Genomic DNA, 12,612 nt, shown 5'->3' with positions numbered 1-12,612 from the left:
TCGTTAAGTCAATTAATTACCGTTAAAATTGAGTATAATATTTCTATCTTCCCTCCCGTTTCGTATCATAGTTTCATCAAAAAATCTCAACTTTAACATTTTCCGAATTCCGGTTCTTTAAAAAACATGCAAAATTCAATGATTGCTAACCTATTGCCTCTCTTTTAACCGAATGAAGCGTAATCCATTTATACCAGTTCTCTGTTTGCTCGTCATTATGCTGACCCCGTTCGGGGCGGCATACGGACAGCCTTATTATTTCCGCCATTTTCAGGTGGAAAACGGGCTTTCCAATAATGCCGTCATATGCAGCCTGCAGGATAAAAAAGGGTTCCTATGGTTTGGTACGAAGGATGGTCTGGATCGGTTCGATGGTTATTCCTTTAAAATTTTTCGAAATAACCCTGATGACAGCGGAAGTATCGGCAGTAATTTCATCCATTGCCTTTATGAAGACTCCCAGGGAACCCTATGGACAGGAACGGAAAAGGGTTTGTACCGGCATGACGCCACCAAAGAAAATTTCATCCTTCTCCCGGGAACCGCGGATGGACAGATCAGGGATATCCATGGAGATGCGTCCGGTAATCTGTGGTTTATTTCCGGATTTACTCTTTGTAAATATTCTCCGTCAAACAAAGGGCTGAACTATTACCCTACGGATTCTTTTTTTGAAGCCACATCGATCTGTCAATCCACTGATCAGTCTCTCTGGGTTTCAACCAGTGCCGGGTCCCTTCAAAAATATGATCCGGTCCATAATTCATTTATTCCTTTTAATCTTTTCAGTCATTCACCGCAAACAACCAATACCTGGATTGAAAAGATCTATAGTACGGAGAACGGTGCCATCCTGGCCGGAACTTCGATTCACGGCGCGAAACGATTCGACGTATCCAACTCCACCTATACCGATATCCTCACCTATAATCCGGATAAAACAACCATTTTTGTACGGAATTTCGTGCAGACTTCGGAAAAGGAATGCTGGATTGCCACAGAATCCGGTATCTATATATACAACCTGGAAACAGGACAACTTACCAATCTGAGGAAAAGCCAATTGGACCCCTACTCGATCTCCGATAATGCGGTTTATACGTTCTGTAAGGACCGGGAAGGAGGGATATGGGCAGGGACCTATTTCGGGGGGGTGAATTATTATCCCAAACCGTTTAATTCCTTTTCAAAATTCTTTCAGAAAAGCGGCGAGAATTCCCTTAGCGGATACGTTATCCGTGAAATACACCAGGACCGGGAAGGGAATTTATGGATAGGCACCGAAGATGCCGGGCTGAACAAATTAAATCCTGTCACCGGTGTCTTCACTCATTTTCAACCAACGGGTGAAAAGGGAAGCATATCTTATAGCAACATTCATGGTTTGCTGGTCGATGGAAATGAATTATGGATAGGGACTTTTGAACATGGCCTGGATGTCCTCGATATAAGAACGGGAAAAGTTATCCGTCATTATTCTCAGGATCAGGGGGCCAACTCCCTGAAAAGCAATTTCATATATTGTATCTACCGGACCGATGCCGGAGATATTCTTCTTGGTACCACCCGTGGAGTTTATAGCTATAACCGGATCCGGGATAATTTCGAACCTCTGCCCGGAATGCCGCAGAACAATTGGTATTCGGCGCTGTTGAAGGACAATAACGGAACTGTTTGGGCGGGAACTTACGGCAACGGTGTCAATATTTTTAATACCGGGACAAAAACAGGAGCGAATTACAGACACGATCCCAAAAATAAGAACAGTATCAGCAGCGACCGGGTGAACAGCATCTTCGAAGACAGCCAAAAAAACCTATGGCTGGCCACTGAAGGCGGGCTGTGCAAATACCGGCCGGCTACCCATGATTTTAAACAGTATACCATCCGCAACGGTTTCCCAACCGATTTTATCCTCAGCATACTGGAAGATGGAAAGAAAAATTTATGGATAAGCACATCAAGAGGATTGTTATGTTTTAATCCCCAAACGGAAAAACTCATCACCTACACCAAGGAAAATGGGCTGTTGAACGATCAATTCAATTTTAGTTCGGCATTCAAAGATCAGCAGGGCACTATGTATTTTGGAAGCGTAAAAGGGCTCATCAGCTTCCATCCCGACGGATTTATAAAAAATACTTTTTTACCCCCCGTCTATATCACCGGATTCCAGGTAAATAATAAGGAACTGCCGATAGCCCAAAAAGGTTCTCCCTTGCAAAAAGCAATAATCTATACTGAAAAGATAGTCCTGCTTCATGATCAATCCACCTTTAGTATCGATTTTGCCTCCCTGGATTATACGGCCCCGGAAATGTCGGAGTATGCCTATAAAATGGAAGGATTGGATAGAGACTGGACCTACCTCAAAACAAACCGTAAAGCCTATTTTACGGAACTGTCGCCAGGCTCCTATATATTTAAGGTAAAAGCTACCAACAGCAGCGGAGCCTGGAACGAAAAGGAAACCAGTCTGAACATAGAGATCCGGCCACCCTGGTGGGCAAGCCCCCTCACTTACGGTTTGTACACCCTGACCCTTCTTTTGATCATCTTATACCTCATCCGGAACTATCACCGCAGGCAGGAAGAAAAGAGCCGGCAAAAGATCGAACACCTGGAAACGGCCAAAGAAAAAGAGATTTTCCAGGCCAAAATAGAATTTTTCACGAATGTAGCCCATGAGATCAGGACCCCGCTAACGCTGATCAAAGGGCCTCTGGAAAAAATCATGAAGAAATTGGGAGCCGTAACCGAGGTTAAGGAAAGCCTCCGGATCATGGAAAAAAATACCAACCGGCTAATCGATCTGACCAATCAATTACTCGATTTCAGGCAAACGGAGATCAAAGGCTTTCGCCTCAATTTCGTACAGGCCAATATTTCCGAGCTGGTTGATGATACCTGGCTGAGTTTTAAATCACTGGCGGAACAAAAAAATATCAGTCTTGGGTTAAAATTGCCGGCCAATCCGCTATTCGCTGCCATTGACATCGAAGCCTTCAATAAGATCCTGACCAACCTGTTCAGTAATGCTATAAAATACGCGGGAAGCAGGGTAACCGTTAGTTTGTTGCCTTACTTCCCGGATCCTTCCTGTTTTACGATTGACATTAAAAACGACGGGTATCTTATTCCAACCGAAATGAGTGAAAAGATCTTCGAACCGTTCTTCCGGCTTAAAGAAACAGAAAAACAAAAAGGAACCGGCATAGGGCTGGCCCTTTCCCTTTCCCTTACCCAGTTGCATAAAGGCATCCTGGAACTTAAACATACCGACCCTTCCATGAATAGTTTTTCGCTTATCCTGCCCGTAAACCAGGATACGGCATTAAATCATCAGGCAAAAATCAATGAATAAACTATGAATCCTGTTATTTTATTAGTGGATGACAACGAAGAAATACTGGAGTTCGTGGAGCAGGAATTAAACCCGCTCTACACGGTAATTAAAGCGCAGAACGGAGAAGAAGCTTTCAGGATACTCCGGGAGGAGATCATCCAATTGGTGGTCAGCGATGTAATGATGCCGGTAATGGATGGGTTTGAATTATGCCGTTTAATGAAAACCAATTTCGATTACAGTCACATTCCGGTTATCCTGCTGACAGCAAAAACCTCCTTGCAGTCAAAAATAGAAGGATTGGAGATCGGGGCAGACGCCTATATTGAAAAACCCTTTTCCCCCGAATACCTGCTTGTACAGATTGCCAATCTGCTGGCAAACCGCGCCAAAATAAAAGAGTATTTTGCCGGATCCCCCCTTGTACATATAAAAAGTATGGCCCACTCAAAAGCAGATGAACTCTTTTTGGGAAATCTGAATGAAATGATCCATCAAAACCTGGAGGATCATGAACTGGATGTGGAAAAATTGGCACGACTGGTCAATATGAGCAGGCCAACTTTATATCGGAAAATAAAATCAATTTCCGATCTCACGCCAAACGAACTGGTCAATATTACCCGGCTGAAAAAAGCCGCTGAACTGTTATTGGAAAATAAATATAAGATCTATGAAATAGCCGACAAAGTTGGTTATGGTTCCCAAACAAATTTTGGAAGGAACTTCTTAAAACAGTTTGGTATGACACCTTCGGATTACCTGATTTCCAAACAACAGGAAAAGGATAAAAAAACAAAGTAAGCTGAACCTTTAATTTAACTTATCACTACCTGATCAGATAAGTTTGCTTTTTTTCTTAAAGAATTTTTTAACCAGGAAACTGGTAACCATTCCGGCAGCCATATTGAGTAAGTTCGACTTGACTTCAGAAGCTTTGAAGGCCTGGCTGAATAGTTTTTTTGCCAGATTAATAGGTTTCAAATCATCCGCTAATTTAGTGACCCGTTTGGTCATAAACTGCTTGTCGATATAGTGCTGGTCTTCCAATTTACGTATGGCCGCTCTCAATTCTTCTACGTTCGTAATTTTATTCATCCTGTTTTACTTTAACATTTTACGAATGAGGATATTGGTAACGGGCTCCTTAAGCCAACGATCCCGATAGAGATAACAAATGAGTCCGACAATACCATACAGCCCTCCAATGATAAAAAAACCATAAAAGCTCTTTCCCAACCAGTCCCCTATCCATAACGCAAAGCCAATACTCATTGTAAGTACAAAGAGCCCCATAATACCGATAATGCCCAACCCAGATGCCAAAGTGGATACCGAGTCGGTCAGGGTATCCACCGTCTTTAATTTCCATAAAGCTGCACTGGTCTCCACAAAATCACCTGCATCTGACAATAACAGTTCTATATCATTTTTCTGTTCTTCCATAGTTGTTTTTTGATGGCTGCCGGAACTCATTTGATGGAAATCGATCAAATTTTAAAACTGATCAGGGCATTGCCCTCTTTGCCTCGCCTTTTGCCTTGGTAAAGGTTTCTTTTACACCGTCAACCACTTCATTGAATTTGTCAGTCACCTCATTGAACTTATCGGTGAGAGAGTCTGTCATGTCGAAACCCTTTTCCTTTATCTTTTTCCTTGTCTCACTCCCTTTATCCGGAGCCAGTAAGACCCCTAATGCGCCGCCTACAACTGCACCGGCGATAAATCCTAATACTAATTTTGAGTTATCCATATGTTTTTTTTTAGGTTTATCAATAAGTTTATCAAGTCTATCAATAATAGATTTATGATTAAAATGGTCCTGATCCTTTATTCTTAGTTAAAATTCCTTGCCATCTTTGGGTATAAAGGCAATTATCTTCCAAACCTATACGGGATCAGCGTCCGGCTCCGATAATTTGTCCGGTTGTCATTTTTAAAACCTCAGGTACTGAGAAAGATTTTCCCCAATCTGCGTAAGGTTTGCCGGATACCGACCCACTACACGCATAGGGTAGTGATCAAAGAATTATTGAAGGACCATGAAGCGATTGTCATACATTTGAGAAAGGACGCCCCCTTGAAAATATAAATATTCCGGATGAAAAGGGTTATTAAAAAATTCGCGGTTGATCTACGTATCCGTGTTGGTTATGGGACGGCATTTTCCCTGTTGCTTCTCTCCTACCTGCTGACCCTGTATGCCAATACGGAGCTCCTTCAGCAAGCCAGGTTGGTAGAGCATTCAAATAAAGTGATCATCCATACCCAGGCCTTGTTATCTTCTCTTAAAGATGCCGAAACGGGGATCCGTGGATATGTATTGATGAAGGATACAGGATTTTTGCAACCCTATGCAGAAAGTAAACAGGAAGTAGACTCCATTTTTAATCTCTTTAAGGAAGAAACAAAGGGAGATCCCTTACAACAAACGACATTAACTACATTGGATGGGCTGATCAACAAAAAATACGAGCTCATGGACAATGCGGTGAGGGATTTTTCCCGCAATCATTATGAATGGACGGATCTCCTGCAGATAAAAAGTTTTTTTGATAAAGAGATCATGAACCGGATCCGGTCCACCGTTACCGATCTGCGCTACGCGGAACAATTGCGGCTCAAGGTCAGATCGGATGAAATGGCCTCCCGTTATTATGCGTTAAATACCATTATTATCACTTCTCTCGTCCTGGCTTTCCTGATGGTCATTTACGGTTTCCTTACCTATTCCAGGGAAAATAAAGCACGAAGGATTGCCGATGAAAAGGTTTTTGGATACCAGGAACAATTAAAAGAGCGTATCCTTCAACTGGCTAAAGCCAATAAAGAATTGATCCAGATGCGGAGTATAGAAAAATTCGCAGCCACCGGCCGGATTGCCCGGACAATCGCCCACGAAATACGCAACCCCCTTACCAATATCAATCTGGCCGTAGACCAGCTAAAATCCGAACAGCCTAAAAATCAACAGCCGGGAACGGAAGGGGAACTGGGATTAATGCTGGATATGATCAGCCGGAATAGTGTACGGATTAACCACCTCATCACCGACCTGCTGAATTCCACAAAATTCACGGAACTGAGCTATACCAAAGAGTCGGTCAATCTATTGCTGGATGAAACCCTGGAATTGGCAGAAGACAGAATCAAACTCAATAATATTATTGTTACCAAGAATTATACAAATGATATTTGTGACGTATCCGTGGATAAAGAAAAGATCAAGATCGCCTTTTTGAATCTGATCGTTAATGCCATTGAAGCCATGGAGCCGGAAAAAGGAATTTTACAAATTAAAACGGAATCCAAGGAAGGCAAGTGCGTAATAACGATCACCGATAATGGCCCCGGAATCGACAAGGACGGATTGTCCAAAATTTTCGAACCTTATTTTACCAATAAACCAAAGGGTACGGGTCTTGGACTTACCAACACGCAAAATATCATACTCAATCATAAGGGTTTGATCAACATTGAAAGTGAAAAAGGAAAAGGAGCTTCCTTTATAATCACCCTGAATTTTGCATAAAAGTAAAAAATCGAAACCAGCTCAAGCTGGTTTCCAATTTTCCATTTTATTCGTTTTAACGATCTTTTTCGCCGGTTAACGATTTTTTTAGCGGGTTATTCAGCCCTCCGTATAAGTTTTAATAATACGGCAATGATAGCGATGACCAGCAGAATATGAATAATGCCACCGGCATGATATCCTAAAAAACCGATTGCCCATGCTATTACCAGGATAACTGCGATCAGGTAAAGGAGATTTCCCATTTGAATAAAATTTAAATTGTTAAATGTTATGTAATTTCTCTACCTGTATATATAAAAAATTCTGCCAGAAAGTTAAGGCGGCAAAAATGGCCGCCAGGAAAGGAAAAGAAGAGATAGCTGAGTAATATTATCTACAAACTGTACTGCAATTTCCCGGTGGGATCGGTATTAAGGAGCTTATCGATGGCGTCATTGATCAGTTTACGATTCAGTGGTTTGGCAATAAAAAGGTCCACTCCGCCTTTATATGCCGTATTTCTTTCTGCGGCGCTATCATGAGCGGTTATCATAATGACCTTGGTTTCGGGATAATTCTTTTTGATGTAAGGAATAAAATCCAATCCGAATCCGTCGGGCAAATGATTGTCCAGGAATAAGAGGGAAGGTGTATCGGTCTGGAGCGCTATAACGGCATCGGATATAGAATTCACAAAGCCCGCATTAAAATTCCTTTGTTTCAACATACCGCTGAGGAGGTAACAAATATCCAATTCATCATCTACGATCAAAACTTTACAAATATCTGTCATAATACTGGTTTCCACTTAGTCATCGTTATAAAAATTCAATTCGTTCGCTAAAATGAGTTACAATTTTATTGCCATATAATCCGCTCCGCGTTTATTACCGCCAAAAAATAGATGTTTGCCCATTAATTGACTGGCAAAGAGCAAATTACCGGCTTAACCGGGACCCCTGTACCCCAATTTGGGGAAATTTAGCCCCATTCAGGACCCTCCCTACGATAAGTCCCGTTGTTTTTAATTTGGCAAGATGTTTAACAATATATGAATAGATATTTGGATCGATTAAACCCTGAATAACCTTTTTCCAGTAATTTTAATTAAGAAAAAATCACTTATGAAGCGAATTCTGATCATTGATGATGATATGGATATGTGTAATTTATTGAGCCGTTTTTTGCAAAAAAAGGGATTTGAGACAGAAGCGAGCCATACCGGTAATAAAGGCATCGCCCGCTTCAAGGAGTCCAAATTCGATGTGGTTCTTTGTGATTTTCGCCTGGGAGATAAAGAAGGCCGGGAAGTACTCCGGGATATCAAGGCAATTGACCCGCATGCCATCGTCATTATCATTACCGGCTATTCGGATATTAAAACTGCAGTAGATGTTATCAAAGCCGGCGCATTCGATTATATCACCAAACCCCTGATACCGGAAGAAGTACTGAACGTGATCGGGAGGGCCATGGAAACGCCTGCTTCGGCTTCATCGGAGGGCGGTAATTCAAAATCGGCTTCGCCCTACAACATCAAAAAAAGCAGCCGTCCTTCCTCAGAGGATGAATTCCTGGTGGGAATGGCTCCCGCTACCAAAGAATTATACCGCCAGATAGAGCTGGTAGCCCCGACCAATTACAGTATCATTCTTTACGGCGAGAGCGGTACCGGAAAAGAAGTAATAGCACGGACAATCCATCAGTTCAGCAGCCGTAAGGACAAACCTTTTATCGCCATGGATTGCGGCACACTTTCCAAGGAATTGGCCGGCAGTGAACTTTTCGGTCATGTAAAAGGAGCTTTTACAGGAGCCCTGAACGACAAAGAGGGGCATTTTGAGCTGGCTAACGGAGGAACTCTTTTCCTGGATGAGGTAGCTAATCTTTCCTATGAGATCCAGGCAGCCCTGTTGAGAGTGATCCAGGAAAGGAAATTCAAACGGGTAGGGGGAACCAAGGAAGCCGATGTGGATGTCCGGATCATCGTAGCCTCCAATGAAAATCTCCAGGAGGCTTATCGCAAAGGTAGATTCCGGGAAGATCTCTTCCACCGTTTTAATGAATTTTCTATCCTTTTACCGGCTTTCCGTTATCGCCGGGAAGATATTCCCCTGTTCGCTGATTTCTTTCTGGCCAAATCCAATAAAGAACTCAATAAAAATGTAGAAGGGTTCGAGCCGGAAACCATGCAGATTTTCCTGCAGTATTCCTGGCCGGGTAATTTGAGGGAGTTCCGGAATGTGATCCGCCGTGCAGCCTTGCTGACCTCTTCCGGGCTGATCAATTCCAAGGTTTTGCCACCCGAGATCGTAGATCCCCATGCCTATCATCAGCCCGGACCAGAACCGCTCACCACCCCGCATCAGCATACGGGCATACATAAGGAGACAGACCTGAAGAACGCCGCCGCACAGGCAGAATACGACACGATCATGAATGTGTTGAAACAGGTAAATTATAATAAATCCCGGGCTGCGGAGATCCTGAAGATCGACCGGAAAACTTTATACAACAAGATCAAGAGTTATCAGCCATAAGGCAGATAACCCAATGTATACCGGAAGGGGTTAAGGCGTTAGCTTTAGCCCTTTTGGTTTTAGTAAACCTGCAGTCTTCGCGATTGAATGGTATGGGCGCTGAAATAGCCCAGAGCACCATTACTGATATTTGAATTTGGATTGGCGGGGGTGGCTGACTGGAAATTTCCACTACCCGTTACCTGAATCAGGGTATTAAAATAATCAAAGACCGGTTTGTCGATACAAAACATTTTAACCAGCATGGTATCTCCTCTCTGTATATAAGAACTATCATTAAATAAGGGGTGCTCGATATGTCTCCCATCCGAAAGACGGTCTTCAAATACAAAAATATTGGGAACCAGTTTGTCGTTGAGGTATTCGGTGAACTGGTAATAATTACCCAATCCGTCAGGGTCCTGGAAATTCACCACCGCATTGATGACCTTTTTATTATTAAAATCGGTGTTCACGGCAAAAGTAACCGAATCAAAAGGCACCAGTTGTGGCATAGCAGAGGAAGCTTTATATTCCTTCCCTTCCGCCTGCACCAATAAATTATAAGTATGTAAAGGTATTCCTGCCAGTAAATTTGTGGAATAAACGCCGGGATCCGATTCCACCAAGGTGGCCGAAAGGCCGGTATTACTGTCGGTAATCTGTACCAGTGCACCCGTTACGGGAGGGAAGGTATTACTGGCAGAAAAGTTCACCGTTTTTGTGATGCGGACCTGGTAGGGTTCAGGGAGATTGGTGACCTCGCCTTCGATAACGATCTGCGGAGCAGCATTGTTAAGGTCTACATGAATAATTTTCTTGCAGGAAAAAAAGGCCAATAAGGAAAATAAGATACCGGAATATAAAAAGAAGGTCCGTTTCATAAATAAGGTCCGCTTCATACGCTTAGAATTTAAAATTATACGTTACCGAAGGAATGAACCGGAACAGGGCATATTGGACCGCCTGTGTCTGGCTCAGATCTTTGGGGTCATTCTGGAAAGTAATGCTGTATGCATTTTCCCTCCCATACAGGTTATAAATAGAAAAAGTCCAGCTGCTTTCGAATTTTGCCGTTTTTTTACCCTGCAAGGTGGCCGCCACATCCATGCGGTGATAGGCCGGCATACGATACCCATTCCTTTCTGTATAATAAAAAGCGGTCTGCCCGGCCACCTGGTACTTCCCGCTGGGGAAAGTGACCGCATTGCCGGTATAATAGATCCAGGTTGCGGAAAGGGTCCATTTTTTACCCGCCTGGTACATACCCACCAGGGAAATATCGTGGGTCCTGTCCTGTTTGGCCGGATACCAGTTACTTTTATTGATCCCGTCGATCTTCAATTCTGTGCGGGACAAGGTATAACTCACCCAGCCGGTCAATTTGCCCACTTTTTTCTTGAAGAACAGCTCGAACCCATATGCCCTTCCTTTTCCAAACTGCAGTTCGGATTCAACCGTTTCGTTGGCAATCAACTGTGCGCCATTTTTATAGTCGATCTGGTTCTGCATGTTCTTATAATAGACTTCGGAAGATAATTCATACTGGTTATCCCGGAAGTTCCTGTAATAACCAATTGCCACCTGGTCCGCTATTTCGGGTTTTACATTGATGCTGCTTGGGATCCAGATATCCGTCGGATTGGCCGAAGTGGAATTGGACAAAAGGTGCAATACCTGCACATTGCGGATGTAGGACAATTTAACCGAACTTTTTTCATTCAGTTGTATACTGGTCGAGAAGCGGGGTTCCAGGTTAAAATACGTCTTTGCAAATTTCCCGGACGCGTAATGCGTCGTATCTTTTGTATTTCCTTCAGCATCATAGGTATAAAAATCTCCGGGGCCAAGAACGGAAAAAGAGGTCAAACGCAATCCGTAATTAAAATGCAGCTTATCCATCGGAGACCATTCATGGGACAGGTAGGCAGCATTTTCCAGGCTGTATTTATTTTGAAGGTTCAATGAGTTATAACTGGAAGAAACGGATGCAGAAATAACACCCGGGGAGATCGTATGATGGATTGCGTTAAATCCGAAGTTGAGTTTGTTGTCTGCATTTATATAATATTGCAGATCCTCCTTAAGATCCAGATCCCTGATCTTGGACGTGATATTGATATTGTTGTTATTGGAGTTGATCCTGATCTTATAACTATAGTCGCTGTATATTAAAGAAGTATTGGAAAAAAGCCGGCTGTTGAAAACATGATTCCACCTGGCCGTGCCGGTGGCATTTCCATAATCGATCCCGAAGGTTTTGCCGAATCCAAGATTATCCCTACCGAAATAACCGGAAAGATAAACTCTGTTCTTTTCATCGATCTTATAATTGGCCTTGACATTAAGATCGTAGAAATAAAGACTGTTGCTATTGACCGATGAATCCTTGGAAAGCTTGAGGAAAAGATCGGCATAGGTCCGGCGGGCGCTTATGGAAAAAGAACCTTTATCTTTTACGATCGGGCCTTCCGCATTAAGCCTCGAAGAGATCAGACCGATTCCTCCTCCCACATGATATCCTTTGTTATTCCCATCATTCATCTTAATATCCACCACAGAAGAGAGGCGTCCTCCGTATTCGGCAGGCATACCACCTTTAAAAACGGTAATATCCTTTATCGCATCTGAGTTGAACGTAGAAAAGAAACCCAATAAATGAGACGGATTGTATACCGTTGCTTCGTCCAGCAGGATTAAATTTTGATCTGCTCCTCCACCCCGGACATAGAACCCGCTGTTGCCGTCTCCAGCGGATTGAATCCCGGGAAGCAATTGAATAGTCTTCAGTACATCTTTTTCTCCGAAAAGCACCGGTATGTTCCTGATCTCATTGGTCGTCAGTTTCTGTACGCCCATGAGCGGCTTAATCACATTCTCATTACGTTTTCGCGCACTCACCACAACTTCGGTTAATTGAATTCCTCCCGAAATCAATTCTACCGGTAAAAGTTTGTTCTTATCGAGTTCGATCTGCAGGGTGTCCGGTTCATAACCCGCAAAACTAACGACCATAGTATATTTACCTGCGGCGGCGCTTATGGAATAGAAACCGTAGGAGTTACTGGTAATGGCGGAACGGGGAACTTCGAGCAAGCTGACCGTGGCCCCGATGAGCACTTCTCCTGAATTTTTATCCCGTACAGTTCCATTAACGGTATACCTTAACTGCGCTTGCAGATTTAAGGACAGGAAAAATAAAAGGACCCCGGCAAAATACTTCATACTAAAGA

Annotated in this window: 11 protein-coding genes; 4 read left to right on the top strand and 7 right to left on the bottom strand. The window is 43.0% G+C overall.

From position 1 onward, the window contains the following. Positions 1-172 precede the first annotated feature (172 nt). Positions 173-3,364: a ligand-binding sensor domain-containing protein gene (locus ACX0G9_RS01115; protein ID WP_459062991.1), complete on the top strand. Its 3,192-nt coding sequence runs from the start codon at positions 173-175 to the stop codon at positions 3,362-3,364. Between the two features lie 3 nt (positions 3,365-3,367). Continuing rightward, positions 3,368-4,150 carry a response regulator gene (locus tag ACX0G9_RS01110; RefSeq protein ID WP_459062990.1) on the top strand — a complete coding sequence of 261 codons (783 nt, stop codon included), beginning with the start codon at positions 3,368-3,370 and terminating at the stop codon, positions 4,148-4,150. 33 nt (positions 4,151-4,183) lie between these two features. Here ACX0G9_RS01110 and ACX0G9_RS01105 read toward each other — a convergent pair whose 3' ends face one another. The 3 genes from ACX0G9_RS01105 to ACX0G9_RS01095 all read right to left on the bottom strand — a co-directional run bounded on the left by ACX0G9_RS01105 (position 4,184) and on the right by ACX0G9_RS01095 (position 5,099). Then, a complete protein-coding gene (locus ACX0G9_RS01105) occupies positions 4,184-4,444 on the bottom strand; it encodes a hypothetical protein (RefSeq protein WP_459062989.1) in 261 nt (86 codons plus the stop codon). A gap of 6 nt (positions 4,445-4,450) precedes the next feature. Further along, positions 4,451-4,792, bottom strand: coding sequence for a hypothetical protein (locus tag ACX0G9_RS01100; RefSeq protein ID WP_459062988.1), 342 nt, complete (start codon positions 4,790-4,792; stop codon positions 4,451-4,453). Between the two features lie 61 nt (positions 4,793-4,853). Beyond that, positions 4,854-5,099, bottom strand: a complete 246-nt coding sequence (locus ACX0G9_RS01095) for a YtxH domain-containing protein (protein WP_459062987.1) — start codon at positions 5,097-5,099, stop codon at positions 4,854-4,856. Between the two features lie 348 nt (positions 5,100-5,447). On the opposite strand from ACX0G9_RS01095, the gene ACX0G9_RS01090 reads away from it, so the two are divergent. Further along, a complete protein-coding gene (locus ACX0G9_RS01090; protein ID WP_459062986.1) occupies positions 5,448-6,878 on the top strand; it encodes a CHASE3 domain-containing protein in 1,431 nt (476 codons plus the stop codon). Between the two features lie 95 nt (positions 6,879-6,973). Here the strand turns inward: ACX0G9_RS01090 and ACX0G9_RS01085 are convergent, their stop codons facing one another. After that, on the bottom strand, positions 6,974-7,123 hold the full coding sequence (locus ACX0G9_RS01085) for a lmo0937 family membrane protein (RefSeq protein ID WP_459062985.1): 150 nt from the start codon (positions 7,121-7,123) through the stop codon (positions 6,974-6,976). 131 nt (positions 7,124-7,254) lie between these two features. After that, complete coding sequence (locus ACX0G9_RS01080; RefSeq protein ID WP_459062984.1) at positions 7,255-7,653, bottom strand: response regulator; 399 nt, start codon at positions 7,651-7,653, stop codon at positions 7,255-7,257. 331 nt (positions 7,654-7,984) lie between these two features. Between ACX0G9_RS01080 and ACX0G9_RS01075 the strand changes: the two genes are divergently transcribed. Continuing rightward, complete coding sequence (locus ACX0G9_RS01075) at positions 7,985-9,400, top strand: sigma-54-dependent transcriptional regulator (protein ID WP_459062983.1); 1,416 nt, start codon at positions 7,985-7,987, stop codon at positions 9,398-9,400. Between the two features lie 59 nt (positions 9,401-9,459). Here ACX0G9_RS01075 and ACX0G9_RS01070 read toward each other — a convergent pair whose 3' ends face one another. Both ACX0G9_RS01070 and ACX0G9_RS01065 read right to left on the bottom strand, forming a co-directional pair. Next, positions 9,460-10,281 carry a DUF4249 domain-containing protein gene (locus tag ACX0G9_RS01070; protein ID WP_459062982.1) on the bottom strand — a complete coding sequence of 274 codons (822 nt, stop codon included), beginning with the start codon at positions 10,279-10,281 and terminating at the stop codon, positions 9,460-9,462. A 4-nt stretch (positions 10,282-10,285) separates the two neighbouring features. Then, positions 10,286-12,604, bottom strand: coding sequence for a TonB-dependent receptor (locus ACX0G9_RS01065; protein ID WP_459062981.1), 2,319 nt, complete (start codon positions 12,602-12,604; stop codon positions 10,286-10,288). Between the last annotated feature and the right edge of the window lie 8 nt (positions 12,605-12,612).

It is taken from the genome of Flavitalea flava (assembly GCF_054461575.1).
Note: the sequence above shows the minus strand (reverse complement) of the source record. Positions and strands in the feature narration are given on the sequence as shown.

Bases quoted from the DNA above. Each gene is read 5' to 3' on its own strand.
- ACX0G9_RS01115 (WP_459062991.1), top strand. From the start codon at position 173: ATGAAGCGTAATCCATTTATACCAGTTCTCTGTTTGCTCGTCATTATG.
- ACX0G9_RS01110 (WP_459062990.1), top strand. From the start codon at position 3,368: ATGAATCCTGTTATTTTATTAGTGGATGACAACGAAGAAATACTGGAG.
- ACX0G9_RS01105 (WP_459062989.1), bottom strand. From the start codon at position 4,444: ATGAATAAAATTACGAACGTAGAAGAATTGAGAGCGGCCATACGTAAA.
- ACX0G9_RS01100 (WP_459062988.1), bottom strand. From the start codon at position 4,792: ATGGAAGAACAGAAAAATGATATAGAACTGTTATTGTCAGATGCAGGT.
- ACX0G9_RS01095 (WP_459062987.1), bottom strand. From the start codon at position 5,099: ATGGATAACTCAAAATTAGTATTAGGATTTATCGCCGGTGCAGTTGTA.
- ACX0G9_RS01090 (WP_459062986.1), top strand. From the start codon at position 5,448: ATGAAAAGGGTTATTAAAAAATTCGCGGTTGATCTACGTATCCGTGTT.
- ACX0G9_RS01085 (WP_459062985.1), bottom strand. From the start codon at position 7,123: ATGGGAAATCTCCTTTACCTGATCGCAGTTATCCTGGTAATAGCATGG.
- ACX0G9_RS01080 (WP_459062984.1), bottom strand. From the start codon at position 7,653: ATGACAGATATTTGTAAAGTTTTGATCGTAGATGATGAATTGGATATT.
- ACX0G9_RS01075 (WP_459062983.1), top strand. From the start codon at position 7,985: ATGAAGCGAATTCTGATCATTGATGATGATATGGATATGTGTAATTTA.
- ACX0G9_RS01070 (WP_459062982.1), bottom strand. From the start codon at position 10,281: ATGAAGCGGACCTTATTTATGAAACGGACCTTCTTTTTATATTCCGGT.
- ACX0G9_RS01065 (WP_459062981.1), bottom strand. From the start codon at position 12,604: ATGAAGTATTTTGCCGGGGTCCTTTTATTTTTCCTGTCCTTAAATCTG.